Annotated in this window: 17 protein-coding genes and 1 pseudogene; 7 read left to right on the plus strand and 11 right to left on the minus strand. The window is 67.0% G+C overall.

Going from position 1 to position 19,354, the window contains the following annotated elements:
* Positions 1–84: 84 nt before the first annotated feature.
* Entirely contained in the window at positions 85–702 is a 618-nt protein-coding gene (locus J3S89_RS00160; RefSeq protein ID WP_217925443.1) for a TetR/AcrR family transcriptional regulator, read from the minus strand.
* A gap of 105 nt (positions 703–807) precedes the next feature.
* Here J3S89_RS00160 and J3S89_RS00165 point away from each other — a divergent pair, with 105 nt between their 5' ends.
* Together J3S89_RS00165 and J3S89_RS00170 are read left to right on the plus strand one after the other, a co-directional pair.
* Entirely contained in the window at positions 808–2,064 is a 1,257-nt protein-coding gene (locus J3S89_RS00165) for an efflux RND transporter periplasmic adaptor subunit (RefSeq protein WP_217925444.1), read from the plus strand.
* Between the two features lie 115 nt (positions 2,065–2,179).
* A complete protein-coding gene (locus J3S89_RS00170) occupies positions 2,180–5,380 on the plus strand; it encodes an efflux RND transporter permease subunit (protein WP_217925445.1) in 3,201 nt (1,066 codons plus the stop codon).
* A gap of 57 nt (positions 5,381–5,437) precedes the next feature.
* Here the strand turns inward: J3S89_RS00170 and J3S89_RS00175 are convergent, their stop codons facing one another.
* The 3 genes from J3S89_RS00175 to J3S89_RS00185 all read right to left on the minus strand — a co-directional run bounded on the left by J3S89_RS00175 (position 5,438) and on the right by J3S89_RS00185 (position 9,506).
* Positions 5,438–6,124 (minus strand): Crp/Fnr family transcriptional regulator, encoded by a 687-nt coding sequence (locus J3S89_RS00175; protein WP_217925446.1) that lies wholly within the window; start codon positions 6,122–6,124, stop codon positions 5,438–5,440.
* Positions 6,103–8,793 (minus strand): nitrate- and nitrite sensing domain-containing protein, encoded by a 2,691-nt coding sequence (locus J3S89_RS00180; protein WP_217925447.1) that lies wholly within the window; start codon positions 8,791–8,793, stop codon positions 6,103–6,105. The genes J3S89_RS00175 and J3S89_RS00180 overlap by 22 nt, the downstream gene beginning before the upstream one ends.
* Positions 8,794–9,107: 314 nt before the next feature.
* Positions 9,108–9,506, minus strand: a complete 399-nt coding sequence (locus J3S89_RS00185; protein ID WP_217925448.1) for a RidA family protein — start codon at positions 9,504–9,506, stop codon at positions 9,108–9,110.
* 132 nt (positions 9,507–9,638) lie between these two features.
* Here J3S89_RS00185 and J3S89_RS00190 point away from each other — a divergent pair, with 132 nt between their 5' ends.
* A complete protein-coding gene (locus J3S89_RS00190) occupies positions 9,639–10,277 on the plus strand; it encodes a TetR/AcrR family transcriptional regulator (RefSeq protein WP_230489107.1) in 639 nt (212 codons plus the stop codon).
* A gap of 183 nt (positions 10,278–10,460) precedes the next feature.
* On the opposite strand, the gene J3S89_RS00195 is transcribed toward J3S89_RS00190, so the two are convergent.
* Positions 10,461–11,051, minus strand: a complete 591-nt coding sequence (locus tag J3S89_RS00195; RefSeq protein ID WP_217925449.1) for a mobile mystery protein B — start codon at positions 11,049–11,051, stop codon at positions 10,461–10,463.
* 3 nt (positions 11,052–11,054) lie between these two features.
* A complete protein-coding gene (locus J3S89_RS00200) occupies positions 11,055–11,519 on the minus strand; it encodes a mobile mystery protein A (protein WP_217925450.1) in 465 nt (154 codons plus the stop codon).
* 156 nt (positions 11,520–11,675) lie between these two features.
* Between J3S89_RS00200 and J3S89_RS00205 the strand changes: the two are divergent.
* A pseudogene (locus tag J3S89_RS00205) lies at positions 11,676–11,968 on the plus strand (type II toxin-antitoxin system Phd/YefM family antitoxin).
* A 24-nt stretch (positions 11,969–11,992) separates the two neighbouring features.
* Here J3S89_RS00205 and arsH read toward each other — a convergent pair.
* The 5 genes from arsH to J3S89_RS23565 form a co-directional block, all read right to left on the minus strand.
* Positions 11,993–12,706 (minus strand): arsenical resistance protein ArsH, encoded by a 714-nt coding sequence (arsH, locus tag J3S89_RS00210; protein ID WP_217925451.1) that lies wholly within the window; start codon positions 12,704–12,706, stop codon positions 11,993–11,995.
* 64 nt (positions 12,707–12,770) lie between these two features.
* Positions 12,771–13,199: an arsenate reductase (glutaredoxin) gene (gene arsC, locus J3S89_RS00215; protein WP_217925452.1), complete on the minus strand. Its 429-nt coding sequence runs from the start codon at positions 13,197–13,199 to the stop codon at positions 12,771–12,773.
* 86 nt (positions 13,200–13,285) lie between these two features.
* A complete protein-coding gene (gene arsB, locus J3S89_RS00220) occupies positions 13,286–14,341 on the minus strand; it encodes an ACR3 family arsenite efflux transporter (protein ID WP_217925453.1) in 1,056 nt (351 codons plus the stop codon).
* Positions 14,338–14,865 carry an arsenate reductase ArsC gene (locus J3S89_RS00225; RefSeq protein WP_217925454.1) on the minus strand — a complete coding sequence of 176 codons (528 nt, stop codon included), beginning with the start codon at positions 14,863–14,865 and terminating at the stop codon, positions 14,338–14,340. Before J3S89_RS00225 ends, arsB begins: the two co-directional genes overlap by 4 nt.
* Complete coding sequence (locus tag J3S89_RS23565) at positions 14,858–15,619, minus strand: ArsR/SmtB family transcription factor (RefSeq protein ID WP_420801326.1); 762 nt, start codon at positions 15,617–15,619, stop codon at positions 14,858–14,860. Before J3S89_RS23565 ends, J3S89_RS00225 begins: the two co-directional genes overlap by 8 nt.
* Here J3S89_RS23565 and J3S89_RS00235 point away from each other — a divergent pair.
* The 3 genes from J3S89_RS00235 to J3S89_RS00245 are packed head-to-tail and all read left to right on the plus strand — an operon-like array spanning position 15,587 to position 19,111.
* Complete coding sequence (locus J3S89_RS00235; protein ID WP_338019796.1) at positions 15,587–16,342, plus strand: substrate-binding domain-containing protein; 756 nt, start codon at positions 15,587–15,589, stop codon at positions 16,340–16,342. The genes J3S89_RS23565 and J3S89_RS00235 overlap by 33 nt on opposite strands.
* Positions 16,342–17,781 (plus strand): sensor histidine kinase, encoded by a 1,440-nt coding sequence (locus tag J3S89_RS00240; RefSeq protein ID WP_217925456.1) that lies wholly within the window; start codon positions 16,342–16,344, stop codon positions 17,779–17,781. The genes J3S89_RS00235 and J3S89_RS00240 overlap by 1 nt, the downstream gene beginning before the upstream one ends.
* The gene (locus tag J3S89_RS00245) at positions 17,771–19,111 is read left to right on the plus strand and encodes a sigma-54-dependent transcriptional regulator (protein ID WP_217925457.1); all 1,341 of its coding nucleotides are present in this window, start codon (positions 17,771–17,773) and stop codon (positions 19,109–19,111) included. Before J3S89_RS00240 ends, J3S89_RS00245 begins: the two co-directional genes overlap by 11 nt.
* The last annotated feature ends 243 nt before the right edge of the window (positions 19,112–19,354 follow it).

The following is a 19,354-nucleotide window of genomic DNA, read 5'->3' on the forward strand; positions in this document are numbered from 1 at the left end:
CGCTCTATCGACGTCTGTTCGTAGGGTAGGGCTGAGCGGAGGCCTCGTCCGAGAGGAGAGACGTCCTACCGCTCCGAGCCGGAGTCAGCCGTCGGAGGTGGGCGCGGCCGCCGGGGGCGGGAACAGACCGGCGAGAGCCAGATCGACGAGACTGTGCAAGTCCTCGCGCGTCGCGCCGGCCGAGGCGCGCACGTCCATGCCCTGGATCAGCGTCATGACGAGGCTCGCCAACACCGCCGGAACCGCGTCGGGCGGAAGGTCGCCCTCGGCGGACGCCTGTTCGAAACGCTCGCGCAGCGCCACTTCGGCGCGGGCGCGTCGGCGGGCGAGTTCGGCCGGAACGTTCTTGGCGTCTTCGCCGCAGGCGAGCCCGCCCTGGACATAGAGGCAGCCGGGCGGGTTGGCGGGATCGGTCAGGTAGTCGGCCTTGCCGTGCAACATCCGTGAAACCACCTCGCGCGCCGTCGGGGCGGCGAGGATCTCCCGCAGATAACTCTCGATGCGGGCGCTGTAACGGTCGAGCGCGGCGGTGAAGAGACCTTCCTTGTTGCCGAAGGCGGCATAGAGGCTCGGCGGATTGATGCCCATCTCGCGCGTCAACTCGGCCAAGGTGGCGCCCTCGTAGCCCTTGCGCCAGAACACGTCCATCGCCCGGTCGAGCGCCGCTTCGCGGTCGAAGGCGCGGGGTCTGCCCATCGCCATGTTGCATGTCTCCCGACACTTTCTTATCATTCGCTACATAAGAGGCTTGACGGCCGCTGTCCAGCGCCTCATTTGTAGTGATCACTACAGATGTGAGGCAACACGATGTCGTCACCCCTCGATCCTCCCCCTCCGAGCACCTCCGACCACCCGCGCCGCCGCGGCTCGCCCGTCGTGGCGTTGGTGGGCTTCGCCGTCGCCGCCGTCGTTCTCGCCCGATCCGGCCTTCCCGGTTCCTTCGCCCCCGCGGCGGAGGCGACCGTCACCGCGGCTCCGGCCGTGCCCCCTGCCGTCCCGGTGACGGTCGCCACGGTCGCGCGTCGCGACACGATGTTCTGGGACGAGTTCTCGGGACGTCTCGAGGCGGTGGAGAAGGTCGAGGTGCGGGCCCGCATCGCCGGAGTGGTCGAGGCCGTCCACTTCGCCGAGGGCCAGCCGGTCGCGGCCGGCGACCGGCTCGTCACCATCGATCCCGCCCCCTACGCGGCGGTCGTGGCCCGAGCGGAGGCCCTGGTGGCGGGGGCCGAAGCGCGGCTGGCGTTGGCCCGGTCGGATCTCGAGCGAGGGCAGAAGCTGTGGGACACCCACACCGTCTCGTCCCGCGAGCTCGACGGGCGGGTCAACGCCGAGAAGGAGGCGGAGGCGAACCTCCGCGCCGCGCGGGCGTCCCTGACCTCGGCTCGCCTCGATCTCGGCTACACCGAGATCGTCGCTCCCGTCTCCGGGCGCGTCGGCCGGCGTGAGATCACCGTCGGCAACCTCGTCGCCGGCGGACCGTCGGCGCCGGTACTGACGACGCTCCTGTCGATCGATCCGATCCGCGCGAGTTTCGACGTCGACGAGAGCGTCCTGCGGCGGGCTCTCGACGGTCTCTCCGACGGCGGCGGCGACGCCCGCGCCGGGCTCGACCGCATTCCGATCGAGATGGTCACGGCCGACGGTCGCGGCACGGCGGTCGGCCGACTGCAGTCGATCGGCAACCGCGTCGATGCGGCGAGCGGGACCGTCCATCTGCAAGCCGTCTTCACCAATCCGACCGGAGATCTGATGCCCGGCCAGTTCGTCCGCCTGAAGATGGGGCGCGCCAAGGTCGAGTCGGTGCTGCTGGTCGACGAACGGGCGGTCGGTTCCGATCAGGACAAGCGGTACGTCATGGTGGTCGACGCCGACGATCGCGCCGCGTTCCGCCTGGTCACGCTCGGTCGCTCGGTCGACGGCCTCAGGGTCGTCACCGACGGGCTTTCGCCGGGTGAACGCGTGATCGTCAACGGTCTCCAGCGCGTGCGTCCCGGTTCGCCGGTCAAGGCGCAGGAGGTCGCGATGGGCGCGCGCGGCACCCCGCGCCTCGCCTCGAGCGACTGACGTTCGGCCGGGCCACCACGGTGAAGCGGTGGCGTTGCTTCTCCCTTTCGTCGTTCCCACCCCGCGGCGCCCGCCGGCGCCGCGGCCGGTCGGCCGTCGCCTCACGAGGATCGCCATGAACCTCTCTAAATTCTTCATCGACCGACCGATCTTCGCGGGCGTTCTCTCCGTCCTGATCTTCGTCGCCGGCCTCCTCGCGCTCGTCTCGATGCCGGTCTCGGAATATCCCGAAGTGGTGCCGCCCTCGATCGTGGTGCGGGCGCAATACCCCGGTGCCAGCCCCAAGGTGATCGCCGAGACGGTGGCGACCCCGATCGAGGAATCGATCAACGGCGTCGAGAACATGCTCTACATGGCGAGCCAGGCGACCACCGACGGGCTGATGACGTTGACGGTCACATTCCGGCTCGGCACCGACGCCGACAAGGCCCAGCAGCTCGTCCAGAACCGCGTCGCTCAGGCCGAGGCGCGATTGCCGGCCGAGGTGCGGGCGCTCGGGGTCACCACGGTGAAGAGCTCGGCCGACCTGATGATGGTCGTCCACGTGCTCTCGCCGAACGACCGCTACGACGTCACCTACCTGCGCAACTACGCGGTGCTCAACGTCAAGGATCGGCTCGCCCGCATCCCCGGGGTCGGCGACGTCCAGATCTTCGGCGCCGGCGACTATTCGATGCGGGTGTGGCTCGACCCGGAAAAGGTCGCCGCCCACGGGCTTTCGGCGACCGAGGTCGCCGCCGAGATCCGTGCCCAGAACGTCCAGGCGGCGGCCGGCGTGGTCGGCGGGGCGCCCTCGGTTCCCGGGCTCGACCTGCAGCTGTCGATCAATGCCGAAGGTCGTCTCCGAACGGCGGAGGAGTTCGGCTCGATCATCGTCAAGTCCGGGCCGAACGGCGAGATCACCCGGCTCTCCGACATCGCCCGGATCGAGCTCGGCACGTCGTCCTACGCGCTGCGCTCGCTGCTCGACAACAAGCCGGCGGTCGCCGTGCCGGTGTTCCAGGCGCCGGGATCGAACGCGATCCAGATCTCCGATCGCGTCCGTGAGGTGATGGCGGAGATCCGGGAGACCATGCCGGAGGGCGTCGAATACCGGATCGTCTACGACACCACGCGGTTCGTCCGCGCCTCGATCCGCGCCGTGGTCGAGACCCTGTTCGAGGCGATCGCCCTGGTGGTGATCGTCGTCGTCGTGTTCCTGCAGACCTGGCGGGCGTCGATCATTCCGCTTCTGGCGGTGCCGGTGTCGATCGTCGGCACCTTCGCGGTGATGTACGTCGCCGGCTTCTCGGTCAACGCGCTCACTCTGTTCGGCCTCGTCCTGGCGATCGGCATCGTCGTCGACGATGCGATCGTCGTGGTCGAGAACGTCGAGCGCAACATCGAGCAGGGCCACGGCCCACGCGAAGCCGCCTATCATGCGATGCGCGAGGTGTCGGGGCCGATCGTCGCCATCGCCCTGGTGCTGGTCGCGGTGTTCGTGCCGCTCGCCTTCATCACCGGGCTCACCGGCCAGTTCTATCGGCAGTTCGCGCTCACCATCGCCATCTCGACGGTGATCTCGGCGATCAACTCGCTGACGCTCTCGCCGGCGCTCGCCGCGCTGCTGCTGCGCGACCACGCCGCGCCGAAGGATCGGCTCGGCCGGATCATCGACTTCACCCTCGGCTGGTTCTTCCGCGGCTTCAACGCCGTCTTCCGGCGCGGCTCGGCCGCCTACGGCGCGAGCGTCGGCCGCGTCGCGCGGCACAAGAGCCTCGCCATGGCGGTCTACGCGGTGCTGCTCGGCGGCACCTGGATGGTGTTCCAGGCGGTGCCCGGTGGCTTCGTGCCCGGCCAGGACAAGCAATATCTGGTCGGCTTCGCCCAGTTGCCCGACGGCGCCACGCTCGACCGCACCGAGGAGGTGATCCGTCGCATGGGCGAGATCGCGCTGGCCGAGCCCGGCGTCGAGAACGCGCTGGCGTTTCCGGGGCTTTCGATCAACGGCTTCACCAACAGCTCCAACGCCGGCATCGTCTTCGTCGTGCTGAAGGACTTCGAGGAGCGGCGCTCGCCGGTGCTCTCGGGCGGGGCGATCGCGCTCGCGCTCAACAAGAAATACGCCGGTATCCAGGACGCCTTCATCGCCATGTTCCCGCCGCCGCCGGTGCAGGGCATCGGGACCATCGGCGGCTTCAAGCTGCAGATCGAGGACCGCGCCGGGCGCGGCTACGAGGCGCTCGACGGCGTCGTCAAGGCGTTCCTGGCGCGCGCCGCGACGGCGCCGGAACTGGCGCGCCCGTTCTCCGGCTATCAGATCGACGTGCCGCAGCTCTTCGCCGACGTCGACCGGATCAAGGCGCGCCAGCTCGGCGTCTCGGTCACCGACGTGTTCGAGACCATGCAGATCTATCTCGGCTCGCTCTACGTCAACGACTTCAACCGCTTCGGCCGCACCTATTCGGTGCGGGTGCAGGCCGACGCGCCGTTCCGCGCCCGGCCGGAGGACATCGGGAGGTTGGAGGTCAAGTCGAAGTCGGGCGAGATGATCCCGCTGTCGGTGCTGCTCAAGGTGCGGCCGGTGGCCGGCCCCGAACGGGCGATGCGCTACAACGGCTTCCTCGCGGCCGACGTCAACGCAAACCCGGCCCCCGGTTTCTCCTCGGATCAGGCCCAGGCGGCGGTGGCGAGGATCGCGGCGGAAACCCTGCCCAAGGGCTTCGGCTTCGAATGGACCGAGCTCACCTATCAGCAGATCATCGCCGGCAATTCGTCGACGATCGTGTTCCCGTTGGCGCTGCTCCTGGTCTTCCTGGTGCTCGCGGCGCAATACGAGAGCCTCGCGCTGCCGATCGCGATCATCCTGATCGTGCCGATGGCGCTGCTCTCCGCGATGACCGGCGTATGGCTGTCGGGAGGGGATGCCAACATCTTCACCCAGATCGGCCTGATCGTGCTCGTCGGCTTGTCGGCGAAGAACGCCATCCTGATCGTCGAATTCGCCCGCGAGCTGGAGTTCGCCGGCCGGACGCCGATCGCGGCGGCGATCGAGGCGAGCCGGCTCCGGCTCCGACCGATCCTGATGACCTCACTCGCCTTCGTCATGGGTGTGCTGCCGCTGGTCACCTCGATCGGCGCCGGCGCCGAGATGCGCCGGGCGATGGGCGTCGCGGTGTTCTCCGGCATGATCGGCGTCACCGTCTTCGGCCTCGTGCTGACGCCGGTGTTCTACGTCGTCATCCGCGCCCTGACCGGCAACCGGCCGCTGACGCACCACCACGTCTCGACCATCGAACCGGAGCGGGACCGGATCGCGACCGAGGCCGCCGAATAGGCGTCGATCGACCTCATACGACGCGCGGCTCGGTGGTCTCACCGGGCGCCACGCTCTTCACTTGATGTCCATCTTGTTGTTCGGCAGAAGCCGGAACGTGTTCTTGTCGGTGAACTCGGCGACTTTCAATCTCGAGAGCCGCTGCAATCCCCGCGAGAGAGATTCCGGAGACGTCCCGACGAGAGCCGCGATGTCGCGCTTCATCAGGGGCGTCTCGACCTCGATCACCTCGCCTTCGAGCTCGGGCGAGCCCGCGAGAGTCCAGAGCGTACGATAGAGCCGTTCGGGAACATCGAGTGTCGATAGTCTGAAGATGTGCTCCTCGTAATAATTCGTCTGTATCGCCGCTTGTTGCATCAGCTTGAGCAATAGATCTTCGCTTTCGCGCAGAGCACTCTCGAAACGCTCCGTCGGAATGGTGATGAGATCACTCGCGCAGATCGACTGACAACTGCTGCGATGAACATGGCCGTCCAGAAGATCCTGCCAACCCAGCAAAGTGCCGACCGGCTGCGTCCCGAACATCACCGTTCGCCCCTCTTCGTCGATGCGCTCGAGGACGAGCGTCCCCCGCACCACCAAGTGGACGACATCGACCGGCGAGCCCTGATGAAAGACGTATGACCGCGGCCTTTGATGAGTCGTGGCCGCGCATTCCTGCGGAAACAGGCGTTGGATGACATCCGCCAGGGCATCGCCCGGTGACGTCCGGGCTCTTGAATTCAGTGATCGCGCTTCGACCATCGGGATGACCTCTCGAGACGAATGACGTTGCCCACCGGAGCCGAGGCGACCGGGAGGAAAATTTCGAGCGTGCTGCCTCCATGGGCGGTGACCCGTGACTGAACCCAGCCCCGGGCCTCGTCGACGACGAGCCGTACGATGGCGAGCGAGAGCTCCTCGCCTCGCCCCTCGGCGACGCGACTGGTCTGCATGCGCAGAACCCTGGAGAGCGTGCGCGGTGTCTGAACGGAACGATCGTCGCGGATCGAGATGCAGAGGTGGGACCCTCCCTCGACGGTTCGGACCTCCGTCCGGATCTCGACGATTCCGGGTTCGAACCCGAGCGTCTCGCCGATGTAGCTCACCAGATTTGCGACCATGTGATCGACCGCTTCCCGATCGCACGCCACCCGCGCTTCGCGCCCATCGAAATGCGTCTCGATCAGCACGCCCTCGGGAACCTGGAGTTCCTCGGTCGCCAGTGCGGTCGCCAGCCGATCGACGACGTCCACCGCGCCCTCCGTCCGACCGTCGTCACGCGTGAGGCACAGCTGGTCGGCGAGCCGTTGGGTGCGCAGGGCAATGTCGTGAATCGCCTTCGCGGCCCTCCACGAGGGCGTTCCGGAGGGGAGGTCCTGGAGAATTCGTTCGGCATTGGCGCGCAACGGTGACCACAACTGCGCCAGTTCTCCGCTGATTCCAGAGGCGAGACGGTTGGTGGCCTGTGAGAGATGGCGACGATCGAGCTCCTCTTGGAGGCGCCGTCGCTCGGCTTCGGCGAGTTTGGCCGCCGTCACGTCGAGAGCGACGCCGTCCCAGAGACGTCCATTGCCGGTTTCGACCGACGAGGCGAGGATGCGAACCCAGACCTGACGCTTGCCGATGCCGCGCCGCAGACGACATTCGAAATCGAACGGGCCACCGCCGACCCGACGCAGGAAATGGAGCAGCGCCAGACAATCGCTCGGCTCGATGCACGCCCTCAGGACCGTTCCGAGCGGCCGGTCGACGACATCCTTGTCGTGCAGGTCGACGAGATGCTGGAACTTGCGGCTCACCGCCACCACGCGCGCGGCTCGGCCTTGCATCTGCGCGACACGGAAGACGACGCCGGGCAGGTTGTCGAGCGTGGCGCGCAGACGATCGACCGTCTCCGTTCCTCGCCGCGCTTCGAGCAGGTCGCCTTGGACGAGACGGTCACGCAGCGCGACGACCCCTCGTGCCAGCTCGGCGACGTCGTCACGCCCGTTCGTATCGGGAACAGGGACGAGCCGTTCGCCGTCGGCCAGTCGGCGCAGGGCGGTTCCCAGCCGATGCAACGGCGGTAGGACGCTCAGTCCGAGAAGCGAGATCAGTGCGAGCGACGTCGAGACGACGAAGAGAATGCCACCCCCCATCAGCGTGACGTGACGGCTGGACTGCTCGTGGAACGTCTCCGCCTGAGCTTCGATTTCGGTGGCGAGCTTCCTCGCGACGTCGCGCATCCGTTGGAGGCGAAGCCCGGCCGTGTCGGACCAGTCGATCGCCGAGGGGCGGCCACTGGCGTCCGTGTCGAAACTCCGCCGCATGTTGTCCATCATCGGCGACACGGTCATCGCGGCGGCGAAGAGGGCGGCGGTCCGCTCGTCGGTGAGGCCGAGGAAGGTGCGAGCCAGAGTCTCCTGTTCCGTGACGAGCTGCGAGACGAAGCGGGAATCGCGCGCCTTCACGTCGATCATGACGCCGGAAAGAAGCGACGTGCCGAGAAGCCGTTCGGCACCGGCCCGCTCTCTCGCCTTCGACAGGAAGATCCAGGCACTCATCCTGCGCGCGACGTCGGACGGCACCAATTGCCGCGCCACTGCCGGAGAGATCTCCATCAGATCGGTCACGATCGTCTGATAATACTCGATCGTGCTGTAGACGTCGTAACTGCCGATCTGTACGTCCGAGCGCGATCGCGGCAAGAGCGCCAACGAAGACTCGGCATTGTCGATCGCGTCGAGGACGGACTTGTCCTGGGAGATCTCCCGAATATGCCCGATGATCTGGTGGAAGCGGGAGAGCGCCGTGTCGGTTCGCGTCAGTTGTTCCTCGAAGAGGGCCCGCTGACGGCGCGGTGAGCCGACGATCATGATCGCCTGATTGCCTTCCTCCTGGAGCTCGAAGACGAGGTCGTCGATGCGGGCCTCGATCTTCACCGCCTCGCGCAGCTGGTCGGCCGAGCGGAGGCCGTCCAGCAGCTCGACGAAGAACATCGATGTCAGACCCAGCACGACCGCCAGCGGGATCACGCCGATCAGCATCAGGCGCCAGCGGAGGGGAATGAAGGCGAGGCCCGCGCGCAGCTTGAACCACCCCCGCGGCGAGGGGCCGTCGATGGACTTGCCGAGAGCGCTGTCCTGCCGCCCGACGTGGTCGAACAACCAGGCCCGCACGAAGGCGATGATCCGTCCCATATGCTCGGAATCGCTGAGATCGAGCGGATGCGAGACCAGCCAGGAGCGCGACGTGATGAACTCGGAATGACGACGGTCGAGGTCGGGATATCCGAGATCGCGCAAGACGCTCGTCTCGACCTCGAAATGACGATCGAACGCGGTGAGGAACGAGCGCAACAAGCGAGAGACGGCACGCCGATGGCCGCGCGCGTGAGCGGCCTCGATCTTCGCCAGAAGGTCGAGCAGCCGGGCATGATCGCCTTCGATCATCCCCATTCCGATCCGGACGGGCTCATATGGCATGACCACGGCCCCGTTTCTCCCGCCACGCAGTCCCCACATCGCGCCGGAAGACACGTCGCCGTCGTTCCTGGCATTCGAAGCGCTGTCGCAAGGTAGTCGACTGTTCGAAGCGGCAATGCCGTGATCCAAATCAAATCGGGATCGCCTCGAACTGTGTCCGAACAGCGCAGAGTTCTTCTCCGTATCATCGGCGCCTTCGCGCGCCGTGACGTCGCCCCGGGTTTCGGCCGGTGCCGAGCGCGGTCCGGCCGATCATCGGTGGTCCAGCGACGAGGATGGCTTCAGGTTCGATCCGGGATACGGGCGACGACCTTGATCTCGAAGTCGAAGCCGGCGAGCCAGGTGACGCCGATCGCGGTCCAGTTCGGATAGGGCGGCCGCGAGAAGACCTCGCTCTTCACTGTCATGATCGTTTCGAACTGGTTTTCCGGATCGGTATGGAACGTCGTCACATCGACGATGTCGTCGAAGGTGCAGCCGCCCGCCGCCAGCGTCGCCCCCAGATTGGCGAAGGCCAATCGAACCTGCGCGGCGAAGTCCGGTTCCGGCGAGCCGTCGGCGCGACTGCCGACCTGCCCGGAAACGAACAGGAGATCGCCGGATGCGATCGCGGCCGAATAGCCATGGGCTTCATAGAGGGCATGGCGGTTCGTCGGGAAGACGGCAGTACGGCTGGTCATGGAAACGACCTTTCTCGAAGCGGCTCGGCCTGCGACGTCGGCGTTCGTCGCCGCCGGGGCAGGGTTCTCATGCGCGGCGCAATTTGATATACGCTGTGTATGTGGATAGTTGGCATACGCTACGTATGTCAAATGAAATGCACTGCGTATGTGAAAGGACGGCCCTTCGTGACGCTGCGTCGACGCATCGAGACCATGGAACAAAACCGCGCCAAGCTGATTTCGGCGGCGCGCCGGGCCTTTGCCGCGAAAGGGTTCGCCGCGGCCTCGATGGACGAACTCACCGCCGATGTCGGGCTGACGCGCGGGGCGCTCTACCACAATTTCGGTGACAAGAAGGGGCTGCTCGCCGCAGTGGTCGCTCAGGTCGACGGCGAAATGGCCGGGCGGGCGCAAGGTCTGGCGGCGGCCGCGCCGAACGATTGGGAAGGTCTGCTCACAGAGGGGTCGGCCTATATCGAAATGGCCCTCGACCCCGAGGTCCGCCGGATCGTGTTGCTGGACGGGCCCGCTTTTCTGGGGGACCCCACACGATGGCCCAGCCAGAACGCTTGTCTGGAAATGACGAGGCAGACCGTCGGCAGGCTGATCGCGCAAGGGATCATGAAGCCCGTCGACGATGAGGCGGCGGCGCGTCTTCTCAACGGCGCGGCGTTGAATGCCGCGCTATGGGTGGCGGCAAGTGACGAGCCGAGCGCCGTCCTTCCCAAGGCCGTCGAGGCTTTCCGCGTCCTGGCGACGGGTCTTCTGGCCGAGGAGAAGCCGTTCTGAAGTCTCGGCCGGATCGCGCGACGCTCCCGGGGCACTGGAAATCGCAGGCAAAACCATGTGCGCGATTTCGCGGCGAAGGGCAGGGGAGGGCCGACGGGGCATCGAGTTCGGGAAGCCGGTGCATCGGGACCCGGCTCGTCCCGGTCGGTGAGGCACGGTCGGGTGGCCGTCCGCCTTCATCGCTCAGGAGCGGGCGAAGAGGAGGAGGGGCCGAATGTCATGAGCGTCGGCCGCTCGGAGGGCTTCGACGTAGCGGGCGCGGGTCTCCCCGGCGTCGACCAGATCGGCGCGCCCCCAACTGAACGGTGGCCGCCCGAGCCGACGCGCGAGCAGATCACCGACGAGGCGGGAGAAGCGTCCATTGCCGTTCGGAAAGGGATGGATGGCGACCAGTCGATGGCTGAGGCGCACGGCGATTTCGTCCGGCGGAAAGGTCTCGTGTTCGACCCAATATCGAGCATCGTCGACGGCCTGCCGCACCTCCATCGGGATCCGGTAGGCGTCGACGCCGATGTTGCGGGCCGTCGTCCGATACCGCCCGGCCCAGCGCCAGACATCGCCGAACATGCGTGCATGAAGGGCGCTCAGAAGATCCGGGTCGAGCACGTCGCGCTTGCGTGACGTCGCCCAGCGCAGGGCCTGACCGATGTTCACCTGCTCGGCTTCGTTCAGTTCGTGTCTGAGGGTGATGTAGGAGGGGATGAGTTGCTCTCGCTCTTCCGGGGTGAGAGGCGTGTTGGCTTCGTCGTCGGCTTGGAACAACGGGTCGGGCATGGTTCAGTCGTCCTCCCAGAGCCCGCGCAACGAGCCCGACGAGAGGAGGTCGACCATGCGGCGCCGTTCGTCGTCGAGGTCCGACTTCAGGAGCGCCTGATTTTCGAGGCGCATGGTGTGATCGAGCCGCGCGACGTCGAGAGCGGCCTTCCGCGCCGCTCGCTCGCGCAGGATCTCCTCGAGCGGCTTGTTGGGAACGAAGGCGTAGACGAAGGTGCAGTCGAGCGCCGCCGCCGCCTCGCGCAGCGTCTTGATCGTGGTGGCTCCGGAGACCTCGGCTTTCTCGATCGCCGAAATGCGTGACGGAGCGACCTTCATCCGCGCGGCGAGCTGGCGGGTCGTCATGCCCAAGGCTTCACGGATGGCACGCAGCCAACCGCGTGGTGGCAAGGCGGGTTTGGCCGCGCGCAGCGGAGCGAGGCGTCTGTCGATCTGCTTGCGTGCGAGCGCAGCCTGATTGCTGTTCATATGGGAATGTCCATTTTCCGGATATGATTACATATATGAGTGAGCAAGGCAATTCGCTATGACCATATATATGTGTTCAAAAATATGCTGTTTGACCATATGTGAGTGAATGATCTGCGATGCCGGTCTCGTCCGACGCCTCCCTCGGAGGCTCGGATGCCGTGGATCACCTACGAGATCGGCGCGGCGTGCCGGAACTTCGCCGAGGTGCTCGAACGCGCCGAGCAGGCGAGGAGATCGTCATCCTGCGTGGTAACGAGGCCTATGCCCGCATCGGTCCGGCCGCGCCCGAGGGCAGGCGTCCCTTCGGGCTTCCGCGTCGGCGCCGTCTCCCCGACGACCGCTTCGACCATCTCGATCCCGATCCGGCGGCGATCGCCGCCGGCGCCGGGAACGACGATCTCGGCATCCGGCAGGGCGTGCCCACGCGGGACGACTCCTTGCCATGAAGCGGCGAGCGCCTCGTGAGCGGGTCAGATCTTCTGAAGCCGCACGCGCTCTTCGAGCTTCGCGGCGGCTTCCTTGCGCTCGCCGTAGCGACTGGTGAGGTAGTCGGTGCGGTCACGCGTGAGCAGGGTGAACTTGACCAGTTCCTCCATCACGTCGACCACCCGATCGTAATAGGACGACGGCCGCATCCGCCCCGCCTCGTCGAATTCCTCGAAGGCCTTGGCGACGGACGACTGGTTGGGGATCGTCAGCATTCGCATCCAGCGCCCGAGGATGCGCATCTGGTTGACCGCATTGAACGACTGCGATCCGCCGCAGACCTGCATCAACGCCAGCGTCCGGCCCTGCGTCGGCCGGATCGCGCCGAGGGCCAGCGGCACCCAGTCGATCTGCGCCTTCAGCACGGCGCTCATGGCGCCGTGGCGTTCGGGGCTGGTCCACACCTGGCCCTCCGACCACAGCATCAGGTCGCGCAGCTCCCGCACCTTGGGATGATCGACCGGCGCACCGTCCGGCAACGGTAGACCATGGGGATCGAAGATCCGCGTCTCCGCCCCGAAATGCCGGAGCAGACGCGCGGCCTCGAAGGTCAGCAGGCGGCTGTAGGACCGCTCCCTGAGCGATCCGTAGAGCAGCAGAATGCGTGGCGGATGAGTCGACGGAACAGGGACGTCGAGCTTTTCGCGCGTCGGGATGTCGAGGCACGTCCCGTCGACATTGGGAAGATCGGCAATCATCGGGGGGCTCTGCTCTCCATCCCTTTCGGGAACGACGTGGTGCATGTCGGCGCCGAGGACCGGATCACCCGGCCGCGACCGGGCGGCCTTCGCCGTCGAGCACCAACTCGCCGTCTTCCTTGCGGAATTCGCCCTTCGGCATCGCGGGAAGCAGGTCGAGCACGGCTTCGGACGGGCGGCACAGGCGGACGCCCTTCGGGGTGACGACGATCGGTCGGTTGATGAGGATCGGATCGGCGATCATCGCGTCGATCAGCTGGTCGTCGCTCAGCGTCGGATCGGCGAGGCCGCGCTCGGCGTAGGGTGTGCCCTTCTCTCGGATGACCGAGCGCACCGGCACGCCCATCGCGGCGATCAGCTCGACGAGGCGCTCCCGCGTCGGCGGCGTCTTCAGATATTCGATCACCTCGGGCTCGATCCCGGCATGGCGGATGAGAGCGAGCGTATTGCGCGACGTGCCGCATTTCGGGTTGTGGTAGATGACGACGTTCATGAGAGACGGTCCTCGGATGCGGATCGGAAAGCGACCGAGCGCCGCCGGTGGGGCGCTCGGCCGACGAAGGATCGGGGATGGCCGGGTCAGCCGGCCCGCGTCGCGGGGAAGTACCGCTCCCGGGTCCACAGGGCGACGTTGACCAGCGCGATCATCACCGGCACCTCGACCAAGGGCCCGATGACGGCGGCGAAGGCGGCGCCGGAATTGATGCCGTAGACCGCCACCGCGACGGCGATCGCCAGCTCGAAATTGTTGCTCGCCGCGGTGAAGCAGAGCGTGGTGCAGCGGCCGTAGTCGGTGCCCATGCCTCGGCTCATCACGAAGGAGAGCGCGAACATCACCACGAAGTAGATCAGCAGCGGAATGGCGATCCGCACCACGTCGAGCGGGATCTCGACGATCAGCTTGCCCTTGAGCGAGAACATCACGACGATGGTGAAGAGCAGCGCGATCAGGGTGAGCGGCCCGATCTTGGGCACGAAATGCGTATGGTACCACTCCTTCGAGACGAACCGCAGCATGATCACCCGCGTCAACACCCCGGCGAGGCAGGGGATGCCGAGATAGATGAAGACACTCTCGGCGATCTGGCCGATCGAGACGTCGACCACCGAGCCGGAGAGCCCGAACAGCGGCGGCAGCACCGTGACGAAGAACCAGGCGTAGACGCTGTAGAACAGCACCTGGAAGATCGAGTTGAAGGCGACGAGCCCGGCGGCATACTCGGTCGAACCCTTGGCGAGTTCGTTCCACACGATCACCATGGCGATGCACCGCGCCAGACCGATCATGATCAGGCCGACCATGTATTCGGGCTTGTCGGGGAGAAAGACGACCGCGAGCACGAACATCAGGATCGGACCGACCACCCAGTTCTGCACCAGCGACAAGCCGAGTACCTTGCCGTCTCGGAAGACGTCGGGCAGTTCCTCATAGCGAACCTTGGCGAAGGGCGGGTACATCATCACGATCAATCCGATCGCGATGGGAATGTTCGTCGTTCCCACTTGGAAGGAATTGATGAAGCCTTCGACACCCGGCACCGACCAGCCGATGGCGATGCCGAGCGCCATGGCGGCGAAGATCCACAGCGTCAGCCAGCGATCGAGAAACGACAGTCTGCGAGATACGGCACTCATTTCACTACTCCCCGCGCGCCGGTCGCGCCTTCGAGGCGACCGATTTCGCGCAACTGGTTGCCGAGCACCATCTTGTCGATGCTGGCCAGGGGCAGAGACCGGAAGGCCGAGATCCGATTCTTGAGATATCGGAAGGCGGTGACGAAGGCGGTCTCCTTCTGGAGGTCCGTACCCTCGACCGCGGCCGGGTCCTCGATGCCCCAATGGGCCGTCATCGGCTGACCGGGCCACACCGGGCAGGCTTCGCCGGCGGCGTTGTCGCAGACGGTGAAGACGAAATCCATGGCGGGCGCACCGGGGACGGCGAATTCGTCCCAGCTCTTGGATCTGAACCCCTCGGTCGGGTAATCGGCCTTTTCGAGCACCTTCAAGGCGAAGGGATTGACCGTGCCCTTCGGGTGGCTTCCGGCGGAAAACGCCTTGAAACGCCCGGCGCCGTCCTTCGTCAGAATACTCTCGGCGAGGATCGAGCGGGCGGTGTTGCCGGTGCAGAGAAACAGCACGTTGTAGATGCGGTCAGCCATGGCGGGCCTCGTCGGTGGAGGGAATTTCCGTCGAACAGGGGGACGAAACCGTCGTTCCGAGTTCGGAGCAGACCGACGGGTTGCCTCCGCAGCAGTCGTGCAGGAGGAATTCCGCGAGTGCCGCGACGCTCTGCGTCCGCGCTCGGTAGATGATCGAACGGCTGCGCCGCTCCGGCGCGATCAGGTCGGCGCGCGTCAGGACTGCGAGATGGGTCGACATCGTGTTCTGCGGAACGTCGAGACGCCGGGCGACTTCGCCCGCCGGAAGACCCTCGGGTTCATGGGCCATCAGGAGCCGGAAGACCGCGAGGCGGGTCGGCTGGGAGAGCGCGCCGAACGCGAGAAGTGCGTTTCTTTCATCCATGAATCGACGATACTCGATATTACGATGGATTGACAAGATGCAATCTCGCCCGCTCTTCGGCTCCTCCGCCGCCCGACGGAGGGGCAGCGGTCCCCGAGTTTCGGAGGCTGCGAGTGGCGAGGTCGACGGCATCCCACGCGATTGCGCGTCCCGCCGGTTCTGCGATACGATATTAATCGGTTCGTAAGCAGAAACATCGACGAAGACGAACGAACCGCGGAGGGAAATGCCTTGCGAGCCGTCCGGCCGACCAGCCGACGCGAGGTCGTGCGCGCCATCGGTGGAACCTTCGGCGCATTGGCTGCGCCGCGTGTCCTGCGCGCCGCCGAACCGGACCTGCGCTTCGGCCTGACCCCGGTGTTCCTCACCTCGGATCTGGAACTGCTGCAACGCCTCAAGAGCCGTCTCGAGCGGGCGACCGGCCGATCGGTCAAGCTGATCACCCGCCGCACCTATCAGGAGATCACGGCTCTTCTGGTTTCCGGCCAATTGGATGCGGCCTGGATCTGCGGCTACCCCTTCGTCGCCTATCGGGCACGGCTCGCTCTGGTCGCGGTGCCGATCTGGAAGGGACGTCCGCTCTATCGGTCCTATCTGATCGCCTCGGCGGATCGGTCGGCCGCCGGGCTCGAGGACCTGAGGTCCGACATCCACGCCTTTTCCGATCCGGACTCGAATTCCGGTTGGCTCGTCACCGCCGCCGCCCTCGCGGAGATGGGAACCGACCCGGCGCACTTCTTCCGCCAGACCTTCTTCACCTACGGCCATCGCAACGTCATCCGCGCCGTGGCGGCGGGTCTCGCCGGCAGCGGCAGCGTCGACGGCTACGTCTGGGAAGTGATGCGGGAGACCGAAGCCGAGCTCGTCGCGGCGACGCGGGTCGTCCAGGCTTCGGCCTGGCTGGGCTTCCCACCGATCGCCTGCCCGATCGCGCTCGCCGACGACCCGGCGATCCACCGCCTGCGGCATGCGCTGACGGACATGGAGAACGACGACGACGGACGCGTCGTTCTGTCGATGCTGCGGCTGGACGGATTCCGCGCGGAGGAACCGTCGCTCTTCGAGCCGATCGCCGAGGAGATGCGGAAGGTCAGGGGAGGGAGCACGGGATGATGCCGCGGGTCTCTCTCGCCATCAAGGTCCCCGCGGTCGCGGCGGTCTTCCTGCTGGCGGTGTCGCTGTTCCTCTCGGAGCGGGTCCTGTCGCGCCTCGCGGAGATCCAGACGGCCCATCTGGTCACCTTGACGCGGGTCTATCTCGACGGCCTGTCGACGGCCCTGGTGGACGCGGTTCTGCGCGAGGACGTGTGGGAGGTCTACGCCGTCCTCGACCGAACTCGTCAGGGCGACGGCGATCTGACGGCGGCCGAGACGATCGTGACGACCCCGGACGGTCGGGTGATCGCGGCCGGCAACCCACGCCGCGTCCCCTCCGCCTCCATGCTGCCGGCCGACTATCCGGCCGCCGAGACGCTGTCCGGCGAGATCGTCCTGCGCGAACCGGAGGCGCGCGCCTATGTCCGCCGCGACGTGCTCTACAACGGGCGCGCGGTCGGCGCGATCCATGCAAAGCTCGACATTTCGTCTCTGCTGGACGAGCGGCGACGGGTGTTGTGGACGCTGGTCCTGTCCAATGCGGTGCTGACCCTGATCCTGGTCGTCACCGCTTGGGTCACGGTTCGCCGGATGATGCGGCCGGTGGCGGTTCTGGCCGCCCACCTCGAGGCCGGCATCGCCGGTGAGGTCACGCCCATTCCCTCGCCGGCGGTGGCGCGGGCCGGCCACGAGTTCCGGCGCCTCTTCGCCGCCTTCAACACGTTGGCGCTCAGCTGCCGCGAGCGCGAGGACCTGATCCGCCGGCTCGCCGACGAGGAACGTCTGGCGAGCCTGGGGCGGCTGGCCTCCGGTCTGGCGCACGAGATCAACAATCCGCTCGGCGGCCTCTTCAACGCCGTCGACACCCTGAAGCGCCATGGCGAGCGGCCGCTGGCGCGGGCGACCGCGCTCGATCTGATCGACCGTGGTCTGCGCGGCATCCGCGACATGGTCCGCACGACGCTCGCCACCTATCGCGCCGACGGCGACGGGCGCACCGTCGACGTCCAGGATCTCGACGATCTGAAGATCCTCGCCGGTCCGGAACTGCTGCGCAACGATCTCGTCCTGATCTGGCGGAACGGCCTGACGGGCCCGGTCGACCTGCCGGCCTCGCCCCTGCGCCAGATCCTCCTCAATCTGCTCCTCAATGCCTGCAACGCCTCGCCCCAGGGCGGGACGATCGAGGTGCGGATCGCCGAGGCCGACGGCGGTCTGCGGCTCGAAGTGGCCGACGACGGCCCCGGCATGCCCGCCCGGGCGGTCGCCGTCCTCGTCGACACCACCGGGTCGGTGACACCGTTCGGACGTGGCCATGGTCTCGGCCTGTGGATGACCGGCCGGCTGATCCGCGATCTGCGGGGTACGGTCGAGGTTTCGCGCAGCCCATCGGGAGGCGCCCTCGTCACCGTCGCCCTTCCTCTCGATCGCGAGGGAGGGATCGCCCGTGTCGCTTGAGAACCGCACCATCGGTCTGGTCGAAGACGATCCGCTGATGGGGGAGTCGCTGGCTCAGGGCCTCGCGCTCGAAGGCGCCGACGTTCGCTGGTGGCGGACGGCGGCCGAGGCGATCGGCGCCATCGAACGCGATCAACCCGATGCGGTCGTCTGCGACATCCGCCTGCCGGACGCCTCCGGCGAGGTGGTGTTCCGCGACGTCGCCGGCCGGACGTCGCCGCCGCCGTTCCTGTTCATGACCGGCTTCGGCGACATCGACCAGGCGGTGCGCTTGTTGCGCGCCGGCGCCGGCGACTATCTGACCAAGCCCTTCGAGATGCCGGATCTGCTGCTGCGGTTGGACCATCTGATGGAGTTCGCGGCACCGCCCCGGACCTGTGTGCTCGGGATCTCCGAGGCGATGGGACGGGTCGAGCGCCTGTTGACCCGCGTCGCCAAGGTGAATTCCAATCTGTTGATCGGCGGCGAGACCGGCGCCGGCAAAGAGGTCTGCGCGCGTTTCGTCCACGACCGTTCGGCCGGTGGCGCCGGACCCTTCATCGCCGTCAACTGCGCCGCGATCCCGGCCGATCTCATGGAGAGCGAGCTGTTCGGCCACGAGAAGGGCGCCTTCACCGGCGCCGCCGGGCGTCACCTCGGCTATGCCGAACGCGCCGCGGGCGGCACGCTGTTCCTCGACGAGATCGGCGAGCTGGCGCCGAAGCTCCAGTCCAAACTGCTGCGCCTGATCGAGGAGCGATCCTTCGTCCGTGTCGGCGGCGAGCAGGCGATCCCCTTCGCGAGCCGGCTGATCGCGGCGACCAACGTCGACCTCGACCGCCTCGTCGAGCAGGGCGGCTTCCGCCGCGATCTCTACTACCGCATCAACGTCGTGTCGGCCGTGGTGCCGCCGCTGCGCGGACGCCGCGAGGACATCGGCTGGCTCGCCGATCGCTTCTTCGCCGATTTCAACGCGCGGCTCGGAACCGAGCTCGCCGGCCTCTCCGAAATGGCCCTGGAGGCGCTCCTCGCCCACTCCTGGCCGGGCAACGCGCGGGAGCTGCGCAATCGGATCGAACGGGCGGTCGCCCTGGCGCTCGGTCCCTGGGTCATGCCGGGCGACCTCTTCCCCGAACAGGCGACGGGCGGGCTCACCACGGCGGAGGCCGCGCGTGGCGAGACCCTCGTCCCGCTCGATGCCGCACGCGACGACGCCGAGCGCCGTCACATCCTCCTGGCGCTCGCCAAGACCAAGGGGGCCATCCTTCCGGCCGCCAAGATGCTGCGCGTCTCCCGCACCACGCTGTGGGAGAAGATGCGGCGCTACGACATCGCGGTCGACGGCCGCTGACCGCCCGCGCCTCGGCCGGCGACCTCCGATCTCCTCTCCACCCTCGCCTCGGATCCGTGAGAGGGCGAAGCGCGTCGCCCCGTCGGGCTCCCGGTCGTGTTCGCCTTTCCGGACCGAGGACGGCCGTGGTTCGGCCGGGCGAACGTCGGCCGCCGCCACGCAGGTTCGAAACCGCCGGGAAATCACGGATTTTCGTCGATCCCGGCGATGGCACGTGGATTGCGGTTCGCCTCTGGTCAGAAG

Source organism: Pinisolibacter aquiterrae (genome assembly GCF_019160155.1).
In the GTDB taxonomy this organism is placed as follows: domain Bacteria; phylum Pseudomonadota; class Alphaproteobacteria; order Rhizobiales; family Ancalomicrobiaceae; genus Pinisolibacter; species Pinisolibacter aquiterrae.

Bases quoted from the DNA above. Each gene is read 5' to 3' on its own strand.
- J3S89_RS00160 (WP_217925443.1), bottom strand. From the start codon at position 702: ATGGCGATGGGCAGACCCCGCGCCTTCGACCGCGAAGCGGCGCTCGAC.
- J3S89_RS00165 (WP_217925444.1), top strand. From the start codon at position 808: ATGTCGTCACCCCTCGATCCTCCCCCTCCGAGCACCTCCGACCACCCG.
- J3S89_RS00170 (WP_217925445.1), top strand. From the start codon at position 2,180: ATGAACCTCTCTAAATTCTTCATCGACCGACCGATCTTCGCGGGCGTT.
- J3S89_RS00175 (WP_217925446.1), bottom strand. From the start codon at position 6,124: ATGGTCGAAGCGCGATCACTGAATTCAAGAGCCCGGACGTCACCGGGC.
- J3S89_RS00180 (WP_217925447.1), bottom strand. From the start codon at position 8,793: ATGATCGAAGGCGATCATGCCCGGCTGCTCGACCTTCTGGCGAAGATC.
- J3S89_RS00185 (WP_217925448.1), bottom strand. From the start codon at position 9,506: ATGACCAGCCGTACTGCCGTCTTCCCGACGAACCGCCATGCCCTCTAT.
- J3S89_RS00190 (WP_230489107.1), top strand. From the start codon at position 9,639: ATGAAATGCACTGCGTATGTGAAAGGACGGCCCTTCGTGACGCTGCGT.
- J3S89_RS00195 (WP_217925449.1), bottom strand. From the start codon at position 11,051: ATGCCCGACCCGTTGTTCCAAGCCGACGACGAAGCCAACACGCCTCTC.
- J3S89_RS00200 (WP_217925450.1), bottom strand. From the start codon at position 11,519: ATGAACAGCAATCAGGCTGCGCTCGCACGCAAGCAGATCGACAGACGC.
- arsH (WP_217925451.1), bottom strand. From the start codon at position 12,706: ATGATTGCCGATCTTCCCAATGTCGACGGGACGTGCCTCGACATCCCG.
- arsC (WP_217925452.1), bottom strand. From the start codon at position 13,199: ATGAACGTCGTCATCTACCACAACCCGAAATGCGGCACGTCGCGCAAT.
- arsB (WP_217925453.1), bottom strand. From the start codon at position 14,341: ATGAGTGCCGTATCTCGCAGACTGTCGTTTCTCGATCGCTGGCTGACG.
- J3S89_RS00225 (WP_217925454.1), bottom strand. From the start codon at position 14,865: ATGGCTGACCGCATCTACAACGTGCTGTTTCTCTGCACCGGCAACACC.
- J3S89_RS00240 (WP_217925456.1), top strand. From the start codon at position 16,342: ATGCCGCGGGTCTCTCTCGCCATCAAGGTCCCCGCGGTCGCGGCGGTC.